The organism is Sporosarcina sp. FSL K6-1522, assembly GCF_038622445.1.
In the GTDB taxonomy this organism is placed as follows: Bacteria; Bacillota; Bacilli; order Bacillales_A; family Planococcaceae; genus Sporosarcina.
The window spans coordinates 2,819,106-2,838,478 of sequence record NZ_CP152019.1 but is presented as its reverse complement, the minus strand read 5'-3'; the positions used below and the strand labels follow the sequence as shown (position 1 = coordinate 2,838,478).

General features: G+C 40.7%; 14 protein-coding genes. 4 read left to right on the top strand and 10 right to left on the bottom strand.

Annotated features, from left to right (window positions below; all coding sequences use genetic code 11):
- Positions 1-140: 140 nt before the first annotated feature.
- The 3 genes from MKY34_RS13930 to parE all read right to left on the bottom strand — a co-directional run bounded on the left by MKY34_RS13930 (position 141) and on the right by parE (position 5,859).
- A complete protein-coding gene (locus tag MKY34_RS13930) occupies positions 141-1,361 on the bottom strand; it encodes an MFS transporter (protein ID WP_342511569.1) in 1,221 nt (406 codons plus the stop codon).
- Positions 1,362-1,459: 98 nt separating this feature from the next.
- On the bottom strand, positions 1,460-3,889 hold the full coding sequence (gene parC / locus MKY34_RS13925; RefSeq protein ID WP_342511567.1) for a DNA topoisomerase IV subunit A: 2,430 nt from the start codon (positions 3,887-3,889) through the stop codon (positions 1,460-1,462).
- Entirely contained in the window at positions 3,886-5,859 is a 1,974-nt protein-coding gene (parE, locus tag MKY34_RS13920) for a DNA topoisomerase IV subunit B (RefSeq protein ID WP_342511565.1), read from the bottom strand. The genes parC and parE overlap by 4 nt, the downstream gene beginning before the upstream one ends.
- 290 nt (positions 5,860-6,149) lie before the next feature.
- On the opposite strand from parE, the gene plsY reads away from it, so the two are divergent.
- The 3 genes from plsY (at position 6,150) to MKY34_RS13905 (ending at position 8,721) form a co-directional block, all read left to right on the top strand.
- Entirely contained in the window at positions 6,150-6,752 is a 603-nt protein-coding gene (plsY, locus tag MKY34_RS13915; RefSeq protein WP_342511563.1) for a glycerol-3-phosphate 1-O-acyltransferase PlsY, read from the top strand.
- A gap of 38 nt (positions 6,753-6,790) precedes the next feature.
- Complete coding sequence (locus tag MKY34_RS13910; protein WP_342511561.1) at positions 6,791-7,084, top strand: HesB/YadR/YfhF family protein; 294 nt, start codon at positions 6,791-6,793, stop codon at positions 7,082-7,084.
- Between the two features lie 293 nt (positions 7,085-7,377).
- Positions 7,378-8,721: an NlpC/P60 family protein gene (locus MKY34_RS13905; protein ID WP_342511559.1), complete on the top strand. Its 1,344-nt coding sequence runs from the start codon at positions 7,378-7,380 to the stop codon at positions 8,719-8,721.
- Positions 8,722-8,778: 57 nt separating this feature from the next.
- Here MKY34_RS13905 and murF (MKY34_RS13900) read toward each other — a convergent pair whose 3' ends face one another.
- The 4 genes from murF (MKY34_RS13900) to murF (MKY34_RS13885) all read right to left on the bottom strand — a co-directional run bounded on the left by murF (MKY34_RS13900) (position 8,779) and on the right by murF (MKY34_RS13885) (position 13,643).
- On the bottom strand, positions 8,779-10,167 hold the full coding sequence (gene murF / locus MKY34_RS13900) for a UDP-N-acetylmuramoyl-tripeptide--D-alanyl-D-alanine ligase (RefSeq protein ID WP_342511557.1): 1,389 nt from the start codon (positions 10,165-10,167) through the stop codon (positions 8,779-8,781).
- A gap of 109 nt (positions 10,168-10,276) precedes the next feature.
- Positions 10,277-11,575: a YheC/YheD family protein gene (locus MKY34_RS13895; RefSeq protein WP_342511555.1), complete on the bottom strand. Its 1,299-nt coding sequence runs from the start codon at positions 11,573-11,575 to the stop codon at positions 10,277-10,279.
- A 99-nt stretch (positions 11,576-11,674) separates the two neighbouring features.
- Complete coding sequence (locus MKY34_RS13890; protein ID WP_342511554.1) at positions 11,675-12,112, bottom strand: hypothetical protein; 438 nt, start codon at positions 12,110-12,112, stop codon at positions 11,675-11,677.
- Between the two features lie 154 nt (positions 12,113-12,266).
- A complete protein-coding gene (gene murF, locus MKY34_RS13885; RefSeq protein ID WP_342511552.1) occupies positions 12,267-13,643 on the bottom strand; it encodes a UDP-N-acetylmuramoyl-tripeptide--D-alanyl-D-alanine ligase in 1,377 nt (458 codons plus the stop codon).
- Between the two features lie 219 nt (positions 13,644-13,862).
- On the opposite strand from murF (MKY34_RS13885), the gene MKY34_RS13880 reads away from it, so the two are divergent.
- Positions 13,863-15,095, top strand: coding sequence for an ATP-grasp domain-containing protein (locus tag MKY34_RS13880; protein WP_342511550.1), 1,233 nt, complete (start codon positions 13,863-13,865; stop codon positions 15,093-15,095).
- A 135-nt stretch (positions 15,096-15,230) separates the two neighbouring features.
- Here MKY34_RS13880 and MKY34_RS13875 read toward each other — a convergent pair whose 3' ends face one another.
- The 3 genes from MKY34_RS13875 to MKY34_RS13865 all read right to left on the bottom strand — a co-directional run bounded on the left by MKY34_RS13875 (position 15,231) and on the right by MKY34_RS13865 (position 19,327).
- The gene (locus MKY34_RS13875) at positions 15,231-17,267 is read right to left on the bottom strand and encodes a YheC/YheD family protein (RefSeq protein WP_342511548.1); all 2,037 of its coding nucleotides are present in this window, start codon (positions 17,265-17,267) and stop codon (positions 15,231-15,233) included.
- A gap of 347 nt (positions 17,268-17,614) precedes the next feature.
- Complete coding sequence (locus MKY34_RS13870; protein WP_342511546.1) at positions 17,615-18,028, bottom strand: CotY/CotZ family spore coat protein; 414 nt, start codon at positions 18,026-18,028, stop codon at positions 17,615-17,617.
- A gap of 81 nt (positions 18,029-18,109) precedes the next feature.
- Positions 18,110-19,327, bottom strand: coding sequence for an ATP-grasp domain-containing protein (locus tag MKY34_RS13865; protein ID WP_342511544.1), 1,218 nt, complete (start codon positions 19,325-19,327; stop codon positions 18,110-18,112).
- Between the last annotated feature and the right edge of the window lie 46 nt (positions 19,328-19,373).

Sequence of the window (19,373 nt, the reverse complement as noted above, 5' to 3'; positions counted from 1 at the left end):
GCGAGCCATATCTTTATATATGTACTAGCGAGGTCTTATATATAAAATTTATATACATAATTTGAAATTAACAGAACAATTATCGGTTAGCAGATATATCGAATTGACATTTATTACAAAAACCAAAATACCGCAGAAAGTCAGATGCTTTCTGCGGTATTTTGGTTTGATTGTTCTAATACAATATTTCTTCTTTTCATCTGCACGAAAAATAATGCCGTCATGCTTAAACTAATCATCCCAAACACGATAACCATCGTTTGAAGCCCAATAATATCGAGGAATGCGCCTGCTGATAATAAGACCACTTGAAACATAACCCGTTCCAACATATTGCGGAAGGAGAAAAATCGCCCGTGGTACTCCTTTGGCATCTGCTTCTGAAAAACGACCATTGCTGTTGGGAAAAAGCAACCGAGTGAAAAGCCTAACACGGCAAATGCGCCTAGCGTAATGACTGCACTATCAGCAAAAAACAACATGAACTCCGCTACAGCTACCATGCTGGCAAAGAAAAAGAGAATCGTTGTCGTGTTCCACCTCGATGAAATATACTTCACTGTAAACGAACCAACCATAAACGCAAGCCCTTCAAATGTATAAATGAGTCCTTTAATGGACGCAGAATCTTGGATAATACTAATATTGATGACGACTAGATTGAAGGAACCGAGAAATAGTAAAGGGATCAGCGTCATTACAAGCGTCATGCCGACTGCTGGATACGCTTGTAACACTGGAAAGACTTCCATGAAGCCCCCTTTGCTCCCAACAGTCTTCACTTTTGCCTCTCTTCTCTCTCCTTCATCAATCTGTAACATCCATGTAAAGAACAATATGGCACCGTAGGCAATCATCGATGCCCAGTAAAGTGACATTAGCGACCAGTAAACGAGCATGATGCCCGCTAATGCTGTCCCAGCGACCCGTGCAATGGTCGATACATTCATATGCAGACCGTTCATAACGAGCAAGTCATCATCCTTCACAACGAGCGGAATCGTTGCCTGAAGCGCCGGAAAATAAAAGGTAGCTGCTAATTGAATACTTACAACAAAGGCCAACATCCACCAAACCGATTCCGTTGAGATTGCGATGAGCATAAAAATCACACTAATCACTCGTCCTAAGCCAGATACTAGCAACACGGTCTTTTTCCTAGAACGATCAATTACCTTCCCCGCTAGTGGCCCCACTATGATACCTGCCAGCAAACCGACTGATAAAATGAGCGCTTTTACAAAATCGGATGGAATCTTCTCCTGCAAAAATTCCAAATTGCCAATGATGCCTGTCCATAACCCTAAACCCGCTATCATTTCTCCCGTTAAAATGATCCAAACATTGCGATTTCTCCACATACCTCTATCCCCATTCTATTATTTCGCTTATCGAATTAGTATAAAGCTGACAAGAAAAAAAGTCACGGAGTTTTATGACCGTGACTTTTACCTATTCTTTATTCAATTTCTGCTTTCGGGTCTTTATAAATATGTGTAATCATGCCGTCTTTCTTCTCATCCACTGTCGTGCTACCGTTGGAATAACGATCGACCGGACGAAGCGTTCCTGCAACAATAGCAAGCTTATTTCCCTTGTCCGTTGCCAATACAATGATTTCATCCGTCGTCACCATCTTGGCTCCGGCAACGCGGTACGGATTCGATTTTAACTCTTTTAACACAACAACACCACGCTGTGCACGTGAAGCTGGCTCTAACTCTTTTAAGCCCATCCGTTTCACCGTTCCGCGCTGTGTCGCTAACAGTATAGAAGCTCCATCATCTTGTATAACTTCCATTGCTACAACATAGTCATCCGTTTTTAAGTTAATACCCTTTACACCTGCCGTACGTATACCTGTTGCCGATAACTCCGAAAGTGGGAAACGCAGTGCATAGGCTTGATGCGTAAGCAATAGAAGGTCTTCATGCCCTTTGACAAGCCTTGCGTCTACCATGGCATCACCTTTTTTAACGCCCATCGCTTTAAAGGTCCTAGAATAGCGCTGCACATGATAATCAGCCAGCTTGGATAATTTAACCGCGCCATTTTGAGTTGTTGTCAAAATAAATGCATCCTCATCAAAACGCTCAATCCCAATTGCCGCCACAATTGTCTCATTCTGCTCCAACGCAATGATACTCGAAATATGTTGGCCAAGATCTTTCCACTTAATATCCGGTAACTCATAAACCGGCTGGTACAAATAATTCCCTGCTGATGTAAACAACAGCAAGTGATGTTGCGTGTTCATAGGCGCTTCTAACAGGCTGTAATCAGATTCCTTCATCTCATACCCTAAACCGTTTGAAGCCCCGTAAGAACGGACGCTCGTGCGCTTTACGTAGCCGTCTTTCGTTACGGAGACGATGACTTCTTCGCTTGGCACTAAAATATCAAGGTCGACTTTGATTTCTTCGATTTTCTCCTCGATAACCGATCGACGAGGTTCTGCAAACTGTTTTCGAATGACCAGTAATTCTTTTTTGATAACAGCTGACAATTTTTTATCGCTTTTTAAAATCGCATCCAATTGTTCAATCAGCTTCCTAAGCTCTGTCTCTTCCTGCCTTAGCTCGGTAATATCCGTATTCGTCAGTCTATATAATTGCAGTGATACAATTGCCTCCGCCTGAATTTCCGAAAAGCCAAATTTCCCGCTAATATTGTTTTTCGCATCACGCTTATCTTTTGATTCACGAATGGTTTTAATCACTTCATCTAGAATCGATAAGGCATGCATAAGCCCTTCTACAATATGCAGACGATCTTTTGCTTTTTGAATATCGTATTGAGACCTGCGTGTCACGACTTCCTTTTGGTGTCCGATATAAGCGTCTAGTAGCATTGGCAATGACATCAGTTTCGGTCTTCGATCAGCAATCGCAACCATATTAAAGTTATACGTCACTTGTAGATCTGTATTTTTAAGCAAGTATTGTAAAATTCCATTGCCATCGATGTCTTTTTTAAGTTCGATCACTACGCGTAAACCTGTCCGATCCGATTCGTCCCGAACATCCGCAATACCGTCTAATTTACGATCTAGACGCAGCTCATCCATTTTCTTCACCATATTGGCCTTATTGACATCATAAGGGATCTCCGTCACAACAATTTGTGATTTCCCGCCTTTTAACGGTTCAATCGCTGTTTTTGCACGGATAATGAAACGGCCTTTTCCTGTTTCATAAGCTGTTTTAATACCGCTTGTTCCTTGAATGATACCGCCAGTTGGGAAATCAGGTCCTTTCATAACCGTCATCAATTCATCGACCGTGACATTCGGTTTGTCCATCTTCATCAGTACAGCATCCAATACTTCATGCAATGCATGTGGTGGTATATCAGTCGCATAGCCCGCAGAAATTCCCGTTGAACCATTGACTAGCAAATTCGGGTAACGAGAAGGCAGAACAGTCGGCTCCGGTTCCGTATCATCAAAGTTTGGAATAAAATCGACCGTGTCTTTCCCGATATCACGTAGCATTTCCCCCGCAATAGCAGACAATCGTGCTTCCGTATACCGCATGGCTGCTGCTGAATCACCATCGACAGATCCATTATTACCATGCATTTCAATGAGCATATGACGCAGTTTCCAATCCTGGCTCATACGTACCATCGCTTCATAAACCGACGAATCACCATGAGGATGGTAATTCCCGATAACGTTCCCGACCGTTTTAGCGGATTTACGGAATGCTTTTTCATGCGTATTGCCTTCGTGGAACATGGCATATAAAATACGGCGCTGAACAGGCTTTAGCCCATCGCGTGCGTCAGGTAATGCCCGATCCTGTATGATGTATTTACTATAACGTCCAAAACGGTCACCGATTACTTCTTCCAAGGGCAGATCTTGGTAACGTTCTTGTAAAGTCATTCAAAGTCCCCCTCGACGTGCAAAAATTCATTGTCTAAAATATTCTGTTCCTCTTCCATGCCGAAATCGACATTGTCTTCAATCCAGCGTCGTCTTGGCTCTACTTTATCACCCATAAGCGTCGTGACGCGACGTTCTGATTTAGCACCATCTTCAATCGTCACTCGAATTAACGTACGTGTTTCTGGATTCATTGTCGTATCCCATAGCTGGTCGGCATTCATCTCACCAAGCCCTTTATAGCGCTGCAGCATATAGCCTTTCCCGACCTTTTTCATGGCTTCATCCAAATCAGCTTCTGTCCATGCATAAGCAAGTTTCTCACTCTTCCCTACCCCTTTAAAGACCTTATACAATGGTGGTAACGCAATATATACTTTACCTGCTTCGATAAGTGGCTTCATATAGCGGTAGAAGAACGTCAACAGCAATACTTGAATATGCGCGCCGTCCGTATCCGCATCCGTCATAATGATCACTTTATCGTATGCGATATCTTCGATTTGGAAATCAGAACCCACGCCGCCACCTATCGCATGAATGATCATATTAATTTCTTCATTTTTCATAATATCTTCGAGTTTCGCTTTTTCTGTGTTCAGCACTTTCCCTCGCAGAGGCAAAATCGCTTGGAAAACGCGGTCACGTCCCTGTTTAGCAGAACCGCCTGCAGAATCACCCTCGACAAGGTACAGTTCATTTTTCGCCGCATTTCGTGATTGAGCGGGTGTTAATTTTCCAGATAGGAGCGTGTCTGCTCTTTTGCGTTTCTTTCCGGAACGTGCATCTTCCCTTGCTTTTCGTGCCGCCTCTCGTGCTTGCTGTGCACGGATGGCTTTTCGAACGAGAGATGCACTTAACTCCGCATTTTCTTCCAGGTAGTAGAATAAATTTTGAGACACGATGGAGTCAGTAATGCCACGTGCTTCACTCGTCCCAAGCTTGCCCTTCGTCTGCCCCTCAAATTGCAAAATTTCCTCCGGTATCCGAACCGATACAATCGCCGAGATTCCTTCTCGGATATCCGCACCCTCGAGATTCTTGTCTTTCTCTTTCAATAAGCCTGTCTTTCTTGCATATTCATTAAAGACACGTGTCATCGCTGCTTTTGCGCCTGTCTCATGTGTACCACCATCTTTTGTCCGCACATTATTGACGAATGACAAAATGGTTTCTGAATAGCCATCGCTGAATTGAAAAGCAAACTCGACTTCAATTCCGTCGGATTCTCCGTCTAAATACGCGACATTATGCAGGACGTCCTTCTCTTCGTTCAAATAAGCGATAAAAGCCTCGATACCTGTTTCATAATGAAAAACGTCGTGCTTATCCGTACCTTCCTCCTTCAGCTCAATTTTTAAGCCTTTTAGCAAGAAAGCAGATTCACGCAACCGTTCACTTAACGTATCATATTGGTATTTCAATGTTGAAAAAATCGTTGCATCCGGTTTGAAATGAATACGCGTGCCTTTTTCTCTCGTGGTTCCAATCTGCTCAAGTTCTGTAACGGGTTTCCCACCTTTTTCAAAGCGCTGACGAAATTTTTTACCGTCTCGGAAAATCGTTACTTCGAGCCATTCGGACAATGCATTCACGACAGATGCACCAACACCATGGAGTCCACCACTTGTTTTATAGCCACCCTGGCCAAATTTCCCTCCGGCATGAAGAACGGTCAAGATGACTTCTACCGTCGATTTTCCCGTTGCATGCGTTCCCGTCGGCATCCCTCGTCCATAGTCACGGACACTGACACTACCGTCTTTATGAAGTGTGACATCCACTTCAGAACCAAATCCTGCTAATGCCTCATCAACTGCATTATCGACAATCTCATACACCAAATGGTGAAGCCCACGTGAATCAGTAGATCCTATGTACATCCCTGGCCGTTTACGAACCGCATCTAGCCCTTCGAGTACTTGGATCGAATCGTCATCGTATTTATATGTTTCCTGTTGTTTCGTCAAATTACGACCCCCATCAAACAAATGTTCTCTTTTATATACATCGTACTGCTTCCTAAGAAGGTTGTCAAATCAACGTTTCCGGAAGCTTGCTCAACTAATTGTATAGAAGAAGGTGATTTATTGCAAACACGAATAGGCAAATAACGGCTATGGCAAAGGTGGAATAATACAGAAACGCTTCTAACCATTTCATCGCAATTCAACTGCTCCCTACATTAATCCCATTGTCGCAACTACATCGTTCTGCTAAACTAAAACCATACATAAACAAATAAAAAAAGGGGTAGACAATGGAACTTATTTTACTTTTACTCATCGCTTATTTACTTGGGTCGATTCCTTCGGGACTGTGGGTCGGCAAACTGTTTTACAATACGGATATCCGCGAACATGGTAGCGGTAATCTTGGCGGAACAAACACTTTCCGTATACTCGGAAAAAAAGCAGGACTTGCAGTGACCTTACTCGATATTCTGAAAGGCACCGCCGCTGTCTTGTTAGTACTCCTACCAATTTTCGCAAACGTCAACATCAACCCGCTCATTTTAGGCGTATTAGCGGTAATCGGGCATATGTATCCGGTTTTCGCTCGTTTCAAAGGTGGAAAAGCTGTTGCAACGTCTGGTGGCGTGTTACTTGGTTATAACTGGCCAGTCTTCGTCATCGTATTCATTACGTTCTTTATCGTTTTGAAGTTAACGAAAATGGTGTCACTTAGTTCGATGATTGTAGCCGTTGTCGGGTTTTTGTATAGCATTTTACATTACTTCCGTACAGGCGATTTCTATTTAATCATTCTTATTGGTTTATTCGGTTCCTTCATTTTCTATCGCCACCGTGCCAACATTGGACGCATCAAGGCGGGAACTGAGCCAAAAGTAAAGTGGTTGTAATACAATGGTAGCAACAACTGAAAGGCTGGTGTAAAGGTATGGAAATTGTCTTATCGAATGAAGCATTGCAGTGGTTTACAGATGAAATGGATGTTAAGACTGGCGACAGTATTCAATTTTTCGCTAGGTACGGTGGAGCAAGCCCACTACATGATGGTTTTTCACTCGGCGTCAGAATGGAATCGCCAGACGAAGCGGCTGTCATAACGGAGCGCGACGGTGTGCGGTACTATATCGAAAGTCGTGATGAATGGTATTTCCTTGAACATGACTTACATGTCAACGTCGATCCCAAATTGAACGAACTGATTTATTCATACGAAAAAGCGTGAATGGCATATGCCGCACGCTTTTTTTATGTAACAATCCTTTCGCATCATCATATCGCGAACCCATTATAGAAGATACCCACCTCATCCCCCTAAATAAAGGATAAAACCTATCGTATAACATGCCTTGTAATCTATCTGTAACCTAATTGTAAAAAGCCTTATGTATCCCCTTAAGGATAAGGCTTTTGAGGTTGTTCGTACGAACCGTGGAAACATTTCCCTCAAAGTTCTTGTGCTTTTCTATGTTACTATCAATTGCGAGTTCGAATCTCATAACTTTCAGGAGGTACCATATGAAAAAACGTTTAGTTACAGCTACACTAATTATCGGCATCAGTTTAGGCACAGTAGGCGTACCTTCCCTGAATCCAGTACATGTATCAGCAGCAACAGTAACCCAGAACAATCAATCGGCAGTTGAAGCAAAGGCGGATCAACTAATTCAAACTGCTAAGAGCTTAATCGGGAAAGCTACCTACAGCAATACCGAATATAAGCCTACTGCCCCTTACAAATTCTCTTGTGCAACTTTTCTTATGTATATTTTCGAAAAAAACGGCGTTGATCTAGCGACGTATAATGAAGATTATATGATGCAACAAGGCACTTACGTAGCAAGGAATCAACTACAAAAAGGGGATCTACTTTTCTTCTCTAGCAAAGGAACGAAGACGCCGGATCATGTAGCGATGTATATCGGTGATAATAAAGTGATTCAAATGGCAGACCCAACACAAAAGATTGTGATTTCTGATTTAAACAGCAAACCTTATTATAAAGACAGTTACATTACGGCCCGAAGAGTTCTGCCAAGTTTACTCCCTTCAAATCCTGCAACTAAAGGGGATAACATTGTTGGCCTTTCTTATGATTTAATGAATAAAGTCACAATGGGCACTGTTAACGATGAAAAAGCAATGAAGTTTACAGGCGGAGGATTCGTTAACTATGTATATAACAAAAATGGGGTAACGCTTGGGTCGACCAATCTTAACGACCAAATGAAGGTAGGAACAACCGTCTCACGAGCGAACTTGAAGAAAGGTGACTTGATTTTCTTCAGTAATGCGATTGGATCAAAAACACCAGGTTTAGTCGCGATTTACGCAGGAGATCACAGGATTATTATTCCGAATTCGAACGGAATCCTCACTCGTGTTCTTTTCGTTGACTATTACGATCAACGTTTTATAACAGCAAAACGTGTTTTGACTGACAATAATACATCGATCGTCGCGCCGCCTGCCGCTAGTACATCATCGGCTGATAAACTCGTCAATTTCGCATCCAGTCTGATAGGGAAAGCGAAATTTGGTTATGGATATGATGAAAAAAACTTAACATTTACGGGAGCTGGCTTTACGTATTATGTGTATAAAAACCAAGGCATTGACCTGAAATATAAAACAGCAAGTCAACAAGCGCAAATCGGGAAAGTAGTTCAAAAAGCCAACCTTCAAAAGGGCGATCTTTTGCTCTTCTCAACGGACAATAAGGGAGCTAAAATGACGCAAACTGGGGTGTACATGGGAGGTAACCAATTTATTTCCCTTTCTACTTCTGGTTCAGTTATGAAAGAGAGTCTCAACTCCGATTGGGCTAAGAAAAACTATATTTCAGCACGTCGTGTACTTTAATGAATCCATAAAAAAAGAGAAGCATTCATCACAAATGTGGTCGAATGCTTCTCTTTTTCATGGATTCAATTTTAAACTATTCGCAAAGTCAATCATGGATCGGCTTGACATGGGTCCCTTTATAAGCAGAATCGCCTCACTATCAAGAATAGGGTCTAGCAACTCTTTCAGCCCTTTGACCTCTTTAAACATATGGATCGTTGCTGTGCTGCCATCGCGAATCGCTTGTCTTGCTATTTCTTCTGCCTTGCTGCCTATCGTAATTAATGTGTGAACGTTGCGCTTAGCAACCAAACGGCCTATTTCGCGATGATATTTCTTTTCAAACTGCCCTAATCGATTAATGTCCCCCAATACAAGAATGACATTTTTCCCTTGACCAATTGAATCGAGAACTTTTAATGCAGCTTCCACAGAAGTCGGGTTATTTGTCCATGTATCATCAATAATTGTACTGCCGCCTACCCCATTGGAAAATTCCAAATGTCTCGTCATGTTTTTAAACGTTGCGAGATAAGAAATCGCTTCGTTTAGGTCCATCCCCATCTCGTTTACAGCCGCTAGCGCAGCAAGTGCGTTGTAGACTTGGTGTTCCCCGTATCCAGGTATAAAAGCTTCGTATGTCTTTTTGTTATAGTGAAGTTGAAAAGTCATTCCATGATTTGCAAATTGAATTGTCGAAGCTCTAAAGTCTGCACGCATGCCAACTCCAAAATAGACAATCTTTCCTTCGAATGCTTGCAAAGGAATCTTTCTCGTATTTATGTCATCTGCATTTAGAATCAATGTACCGCCTTTCTTTATTCCATCTACTATTTCTGCTTTCGCACGAATATAACCTTCTAGGTTTTTACAGCCATCTAAATGATGCACACCGATTGTCGTAATGATTCCAATCGTAGGCTGGTAAATCATGCACTGATGGGTGATATTACCCGAATTTCCTAGCCCATGCTCAAAAACTGCCGCCTCTGTCTGATCATCAATCCCCATCAAATAAGGGAGTGATCTTCTCGGTTCATTTTTACTGCTGACAGAAGCTTGGACATTGCGCTCCTTACTTAACATATGGGTAATCATATCTTTCGTTGTTGTTTTCCCACATGTTCCCGTAATTGTAACGACGGGTATCGTAAAAAGACCACGATAGTACTTGATAAATTTCCAATAGGATTGAACAAGGCTAGCCACTTTAATGACAGTCGTATTTGACAAGGCATTTTTCAGCTCTGATAAAGGCTTATCTGATATCACAAGAGAAGGGCCTTTCTGATTAATTTCCTGCCAATTAACAGAGTCGCTTCTACTAACAAATAGCAGTGTATGCTGCTCCGTTAGATCATGGCGTTTATAATAAATAGCATCCTTGACCTGCCAGTTTTCCGAACCACTAATCAATTCACCTTGAAGTAATTCTCGAATATCTTTCACTAGTAAAGGTTTCAATATGATGCCTCCTTTCCTCTACCTATAGTATGAAACGCAGATTTTTAATGTATGGGTACTGCATCGTAATTTTGCTTCTCTCACTTCCTGCAAGATTGAATACACTGTTTTAATTTCCTTTGGCTTTCAAAATAGCCTGGTAAGTCTCTTTGTCTTCTAGTTTATAGAACATGGAAAGATCGGGGGTGTCATTGCCCTCAATGATCCATATATCTCCCCAATTTGTAATGCCTATGTCAAAGCCAATGATCTTAATCCCTGACTTATTCTCTTCAAGCAATCCGGCAGCAACGATACAAATTTCATCTATTTCGTCTTCTAGTAAATCAATAGGTATATATGGCATGTTTGAGTTTCGAATGGCGTTTTCCAGTGATTGTAGCTCTTGGGCTGCATTGGTTATAAAGAACCCTGGGCCTGCGACCTTAACAATCTTTCCGGTTGCTCTCCAAATCGAATCTACCTTTTGCACAATGGCTCTACAATCCATTGGACAGTCATTGATCGTTGCTAACGGTAATCTTTGCTGAATCACATAATACTTTTCACAAAGATAATGTTCTTCGATAAAACGATAGGTTTCTTCAAGAGTCGATTTTGTCATCTTCTTCATTCCTGCATGTATTTCATAGGAATGGTCAGTAGTTTTAGATATTTGTACAATTCCTAAACCTTCTTGCCCGTAGCAAGGCTTAATGATGACTTGATGATATCTGTGAAGAAAATCACTAAACGTAGCCTCAGTAAGTAAAGCTGTAATAGGTATGAAGGGCTCTAGTAGACTCTTGACAGTGAGTGCGAGACACTGGCTCCATTTACTTCTTGGATAATGCAAAACCGTATCATGAATCCATATTCCCTCTTTCATGTCATACACAATTTCAATAACAATCGTATGACACGCTGGAAAGAATGCTCCTAGCTGTTTTGCTGCTAACAAGCATACTTTTGCTATCTCGCGGCGGAAATACTTATAAATCCCTCGACCATTCGTCGTCTTCACTTTCTCTGTATAAGCGTGTAACCGCCACTCACATGTTGCTGATCGCCGATGAACGGTCACAAAATAATGACAATTGCCCTGGGCATATCGACAATTCATCTTTATGGGCTTAATGACAGCATACTTTTGCTTGATTTCATTACGGACCAAATGTTGATAAACCTCTTCTCGATCCACACATATTATGGTGTTTGTCTTTGAAACAATCCTAAACTTACTGTTTTCACTGAATATACGAACCTCCCCAGGACCAAAAACAGGCTGAATGACAAATGCCTTGTACTTTTCTATGCAAACGTAAAAAGCTGCTTCCGTAAATAGCTCTGTTTCTACTAGATATGGAGATAAGCTTTCTACTGAATGTAATAATGAATATTGGCCTAATCGGCCGCGACTACTCTTCACGATTCCTCCTCCTTAATATTTTTTAATCCATGGCTCATTTTTACTTTAGAATCACCAGTGTTGGAAAAACTCTCGGTTTGATGGCCGAGAGTTCCAAGGTTATTCCCTACAGCCCAATGCAGTAATGGAACCTTGCGGGACAAGTACTGCACCATTTTGATCAAAGAAACCGTTTATAACAAAGCTTTGTACAACATCATTCGCCGCCGGAGCAACTCGATCTTTAAACACAGCCGTAAAAGGATACTGTTTTCCGTTCACAATTCCAGTACCAGTAACCGTGACTACACAGCCCTGCCCGTCCTTCTTACAGTCAACAGAAGTAATCGTATTTGCTGTAAATAAAAAGTTCTTTCTAGATGGACATTGCGTGTCCACAAACTTCAAAGTAAGCGTCGACTTTCCAAGCGTAGTGACACAAACTTTTGCGCAGTAAGTTAAGTTCCCTTTGACAGTTCCACATTTCCCTATAATTTTGACACAATTCCCTTTTGAACATGCGTTAACAGTAACACCACAAGGACAAAGAATCCCCATTGATTTCCCCCCTTTCTATCCGTGTACTTTACTATATTAATGACACTAAGAATGTGGCTCGGTGTTTGTCCACATAGCATCTTCATTTTTCGAACTCCCCTCATCAGGGAACATAAATAACCTCCTTTTCACACATATCCGTGTTAAAAGGAGGTTATTTGTTCTTCCGTAATTTAACTGCCAAATCGATGATTGCTTTGCTATACATATCTCCTTTAATCAGTACAATTGTATGTTCATCGACAATCTTTTTTAAGAGATCCATAACAAGAATGCTATTGTTAAACGTATAGACCCTTGTATTCAAACCGCTTGCTACTACGTGGTCAGCCATTATGCGTGCATGCTCACCAATCGTAATCAGCACATCTACACCTATTTGTGCGATGAGTTCTCCTGCTTGTTCATGAATAATGTATCCCCAAGATCCTAAGTCCGTTATCGTTCCTAAAATAGCAATCTTATTTTTCCCTTGTCCAATTTCTTTTAATACGTTTAGAGCCGCCTCCAATGAGGTCGTTGTCATGCTCCATGTATCATCCAGAATGGTTGAGCCATTAATGCCTTCGAAAATTTGAAGATGCTTATTCAAATTTTTAAACGTTTTCAATTGATTTGCCGCGTCTGAAAGATGAATCCCCATTTCATGAACCGCTGCAAGTGCGGCAAGCGCATTATATACTTGATGTTCCCCTACTCCTGGTACGAACATCGGGTACGTTTGTTGTTTATAGTGAACAGTAAATCGCATGCCATCTGTGCAGAATACAATGTCACTAGCTGTATAGTCGTAGGAGGAATGAGTACCGACCTTTATGATACGTCCATTGTAATTTGTTAAATCGAGTTTTCTACTATTAGGATCATCTGCATTAATAATCAATACACCTTTCTGATGAAGTGCCGCAGCCATTTCACCTTTCGCACGAATATAGCCTTCTATTGTTTTACAATAATTCAAATGATGTGCGCCTATATTCGTAATAATGCCAATGGTCGGTTTGAAATAGCGGCCGGCGTTTATGATATCTCCAGGTGAACCAACAGCTGTCTCAAAAACGGCCGCTTCTGTGTCTTCATCAATACTAAGGAGATAATGTAAATGAGCAGTTCTTGAATTATTACTGCTATTTGTATAAGCAATTTTCTTATCTGTCGAGAGAATGTGACGAATCATTTCTTTTGTCGTTGTTTTTCCGGAAGTACCTGTGATGGCCACAACCGGAATTTGGAATAAGTTACGATAGTCTTTCACAAATCTCCAATACGCTTCTTCTGTATCTTTGACTTTTATGACGGTTAGACCTTCTAATCGTTCAATCGGGCTAAACTGTTCTGTTACAAGCACCAAAGGAAAAAATTGTTTCAGCCTTTTCCAGTCAACTATCCTCTTCTTTAAAAAAAGAAGGGTATGTGTATTCCGAACTTGTTTAAGTCGGTAGGCGCCATAATGCACAATCATATCGTCAGATCCTTGAACCAAATCGCCGGCTAACATGGTTCTTATATGTTTGACTGAGAAGGGTTTCATGTTGATATGCTCACTCCTTTCCTTACAACATTATATGTGCGTATCGTAATTTTGCTTGTACAAAATACGTATAGAGATTAGTTGTGAGAATTGCACGAATTACCTATTAGGTATCCTTTTTTCCCTTCTTTCATGATAGATAACCAGTCAAAAAACGATTTATCTCATAAACATAGAAGGAAGTGTCTTCATTGACGTGACGAATAGGGAGTGGACCGTTTGAAAACGATTATCTTTATAGGCACAAATAAATCTGGTTCCAGCAGAGAAGCCATTAAAGCTGCAGAACGACTAGGTTATTTTACGATTCTATTCACAAATAACGAAAAGCAATTGCGACAAAGAAAAGAATACACGGATGTGCACGAGATGATATTCCTTGATACAAACAATCTATCTGAAATGGAAAAAGAAATAATGGTATTACAATCTAAAGGGAAAGACATTAAGACCATTGTCAGTTTTATCGACTCAAATGTACATCGAGCATCCATACTTTGTGATGCGTTTTGTAAAAATGTTACTTCTTCTAAAGCCATTGGGATCATGGAAAATAAAGAGCAAACAAGAACCTTTCTGAATAACCAACCCTACACACCTAAATTTTTTGTTATTAAACCCGGGGAAACAATCGCATTCGAAACGATAACCACTCAGCTAGACTTACCGGTCGTCGTTAAATCACCAAAATCGACAGGTTCCAAAGATGTCCTGCTTGCAAAGGGAAAAGAACAATTCGAAAAACATACAGCAAATTTACTGGAAAAGAATCCGAATGAATCCATAATCATTGAAGAATATATTGAAGGAGATCAGTACTTAGTCGAAGCGCTCATATGTACTAGCAAAGTTCAAATTGCTGGCATTATGAAACAAGAAATTACGCGAGGCAAAAGGTTTATTATTACTGGATACGGTGTCCTTGTGGATGTTCCAATTGAAGTGCAAGTTGGCATTGAAGCTGTCCTAAACTCCGTCATCTCACAATTCGACATTCAGAATGGCGCTCTTCACCTTGAGTTACGACGCTCAGCCAATGGTTGGAAGCTCATTGAAATTAACCCAAGAATCTCTGGGGGGGCCATGAATAAAATGCTTCAAGCAGCATTTGGCTTTAATTTGGTAGAAGAAACACTTAAATTATACTTAGGAGGAAATCCTTCTATCCAACCTAGATGTATGAATCATGTGTTTACCCAGTACCTTGTTGTTTCCAAAAAAGGAACGTTGGGAAAAGTAACTGGGAAGCAGCGAGCTAGAAATTCCCCGGGGGTCATTGAAGTTTATGTAAAGCCTAAAAAAGGCACCAAATTAATGCCGCCACTATCTATGGGCCATCGATACGCCTACGTCATTGCGGCAGGCCCAAGTATGGAGGAAGCGAAAATATTTGCACAAAATGCCGCAAACGAAATTACGTTTCATTTAGCAGAAGAAACAATAGAACGATGAAGCCTCATATCGTTCTATCCAGTAGAAGAGACCCCAAAATTGTACCGGGGTCCCTTCTATATCGAGCGATTCATTGTCACTCCCCAGATCATTACTTGCGATCCATTCGTAATGATCCGGGGAGTTTTTGATTTTTCACCTAAACGTTTGATCGATAAATTTCACCGTTTCAAACATATTCGTTTTACTAGCCCCTTTGACCAAAATCGTGTCATCTTTTTCAATAAGCCTTGACAATAATTCATGTAATTTATCTTTATTGGTGAAATGATAAACATTTCCTGCGGGAAATCCTTTGCCCTTTGCTTGTGTACCAATTTCCTCTGTTCGAAACCCATATGTGATTAACACATCAATTTCCTGTTCACAAACATATTCGCCGACTTTTCGATATTCTTCTTCCCGTAAATCACCTAACTCCCTCATCTGCCCAATAATCGCTATTTTACGATGTTTGCCAATATTGGAGAGAACATCGATTGCCGCCTTTACACCTTCAGGATGAGAGTGTACCGTATCATCAAGAAGTGTAATATTGTCACGGCAATTATAAATCGTCAATCTTCTCGGCGGCTTTCTAAAGAGCAGTCCTAATTTTATGTCTAGTGGTGCAATCCCTAAGTGATCTGAAACAGCAATTGCATTAAGGGCATTATACACATGATGTTCTCCTAAAATAGGGATGAAAAATACAATTTCTTGGCCTTGAAGCTTCATCTTAAAATGCATGCCGTTGTCCGCATAACTCACATCATAAGCTCTGTAGTCCGCGTCCGATTTCACCCCAATTGAAACAATCTGCCCTTTAAATTGGTCGGTTTCTAAGTACTTTGAATTAGGGTCATCCTTGTTGATAAATAAAATTCCTTCCTGATCCATGCCATGGATTAATTCAGATTTTGCATGTGCGACTTTTTTAATATCTCCGTCAAAATTACCTACATGTGCCATACCGACATTTGTCACAATGCTAATATTCGGCTTGATAATCGCACAATGTTCTGTAATAACGCCTGGGTAGGCCATTCCATATTCTAAGACAACTGCCTCATGTGAAGGTTGTATATCTGCAGCGTGTTTTTTGGTATGCTCTGTTGTATTCCAATAATCTTTCGACTCAAATATATTCCATTTTTTCGCCAAAATTGATGCCAGAAATGCTTTTGTTGTCGTTTTACCAGCGCTACCAGTTATCGCAATAATAGGCGTTCGCCTTTGTTCTCCATAATATTGTTTCTTAGTTGCCTTGATCTTTTCCCTGACTGCTTTTTGGTTCTTTGCTAGATACATGGCATATTGAATGGTATTGATGACTACATCTAACTCCAAGTAAAACGCAGGAGGACAACCAGGTCGCCAATTCACTTCATATATCCAGATTTTATGATTTTCGTCCAACCCTATATCTACGCCAATTTCATCAATGACCTCCTCAAAGTGGCACATTTGAAGCTCATCTAGATGATTAGCTAGCGCCAAGGAAAAATACTCTAACGTTCGCCGTATATTGAAAGCTTCTTCTTTAAATTCTTGTTGTAAAAAGGGATCTAAATAATTGGTATAACCACCATTGTTAATATTGGCTATGATCGACCCCGCCGGAGCCACCCGCGGATAGATTGTAGTGATCACCCACTCTCCCTCACCATTTTTTTGAACATGGAGTCTAAAATCAAATACTTGCCCCGATTTAGTAACCGACTGAATATATGGTTGAATAATGTAAGTGCCTGTTGATAGCTTCGATGTTATGAAATCGATCAATTGCAGCTTGGAATAATCCGTATTCGTAGCGTCTTTACCAACCTGAAAATGATCTTCTTTTTTTGAAATAAAAAAAATCCCTTTTCCTTTTCTTCCGTCAATAGGTTTAAATACGACTTTTTCAAAAGCAGCTATAAATGTAAAGAAGTGATCCGCATCTTTTACAACCTCTGTAGGGATTAGATAATTTGAAAACTCTTTTGCTTCCTTTAACCTTTCACTAACGTTCCATTTATTCCCGATAGAATGCGTCGTGAAAGGGATTTCGCTTTTCAACTTTTGAATAATTTCTTTTGATTTAGCCAATTTTTCTGGACTACCGGCATTATAGATAACATCGGGAAAACGCATGATCCGCTCTATCCATTGACCATTTTCATAAACTTGTCCTCTTATTGATCGATTCACAAAATTTACTTCCCCGGGAGAAAAGTAAAAAAAACGAGCTCCCTCTGCCTTAGCCACCGCAGCGTAGGCATACGATTTTATAACTGTGCTAGGATCTTTTCGATGGTGTAACATGCCTATCAATGTCATTGCGTAATCTCCTTTTTCTTTTAATTGATTCACTCTAGTACATTCAAGGAGGAATGCTTTTGATACGGATAAGCGTTTATAATTGAAAATAACCTATGAGTTAGAAGCCAAAAGATGATAAAAGCCATTACAGCCCAGTGTAATGGCTTTCAAATTTGCGGGGACTATACCACAGCTCCCGCTTTGTTTTTAAGATGAAAAGCGTGGCTAGATGAAGTTTAACACTTCGGTTCAATAATCGGGAGGGGACGATTTACGAGCTCTAGGGGCAGGGCGGTAATTGCACAAAAGCAAGTTAAGTTAACAATAATACAGCTTTTCGTTTTCCGTAAGGCGAATAAATCCTCACAAGAGTCAGTTAGATTACCTTCCATATCAACGCCTTCAAGTAGTGATAATACTGCACAGCATGTGTCCTCATTCAATTTCTCTATTCGGAAAAATGGTGTCGCTATACCGGTACAAATCGCCGTAAAGGGATTGTTTTTCTTTGAAGAACACAGCATGAAAGGAATCGTATCCATCTTTTTCGACAAACAGATAAATTGAAATTCCATGTCAATCCCTGCGATTATTCTTTGTTCCTTTAGCAATGTTTTCATTGCACAACAAATGCAACTCTGTGTAGCCACCTCGACTTGTCCCCCTCCCTCTTTGCAAACTAATATTTTTTATTATTATATGGTGAAAGATAGACTTTAGAGTAGGTCCAGCTATAGGGGTTCCAAATAGAATTTGATATGACTTGCTGCATTTTCGGCGTTTTTCTTGGCTTCTTCTGGGGTATCTCCAGATGCGATCACATAGCCATATCGATGTCCCATCGAGAGTGGAGGCATCATGATTGCCCCTTTATGAGGTTTTATATAGACTTCTTTTACACCTGGATGGGCGGTGGCCTGCTGTTGACCAATCACTTTTAATAGATAGCCACACGATTTGATGGTTATGTAATGCGTATACATATTTTTTTCAAATCTCTTTATCAGAGTAGGTTCAAAACCAAGGTAGAGTTTCAGTGTTTCTTCTACTAAATTAATTCCGAATGCTTCCTCAATCATGCGATTCATTGCCCCACCCGCTATTCTTGGATTCATCTCGATTAGCTTCCAATTTTCATTCACGTATCTACACTCAAGATGACAAGTAGCGTTCGTGACCTGTAGATTTTTTAGGATTGATTCGACTGCCCGAACGAGCTTTGTATATAGTTCACCTTCAAGATGTGGCTCTACTGCATAGCCAGTTACGATAAACTTGATATTTTTAGTGATTTCTTGTTTTATAATGGCAATAATCGTCATCTCACCATTATGCACCAGCACCTCAACTAGATATTGTGGTCCGTCTACGTACTCATCCAATACGATTGTTTCCTTTGGATAGAGTTTTCCAATCCTCTTAATCGCTTTTTCTAACTCAACTTTATTTCCGACGGAATAGACATCCTTTGAAGCTTTTGAAACTGCCGATTTCACGATAATTGGATAGTCGCGGTCTTGATGGATCACCTGCTCCAGATCGTCCGTAGGTCCAACTATTTCAAAGATAGGCGTTGTTGCATGTTCGCTTAATGCTTTTCTTGTAGCTGTTTTATCTTCCATAATTTTTAACGCTTCAACAGAAAGGGCAGCATTGCAACATTCATTTGCAAGTTGTGCAGCGATTGATACAAACGGATCGACAAAACTAATAATCGCCTTCATGATGCTCCCTTGCTGTTGAAGCAGACAAATCTCCATTCGAATACGATCTTCCGTCAGTTCTTCTAGATAGATCATTTGAGCAACGTCTGCAAATTCATTCCGCCGCTTTATAAAACTCATTCTTTCAGTTAATAATACGGTGCGATAACCTAATCGAGTAGCAGCTTTTATCGCTTCTCTACTTGAACCAGATGTTGCTGTCTCAATAAATAGGATAGACTCCATTTTCCACTTCACCTTCCAGAAGTAAAGACATTGGCCTCCCTTTATG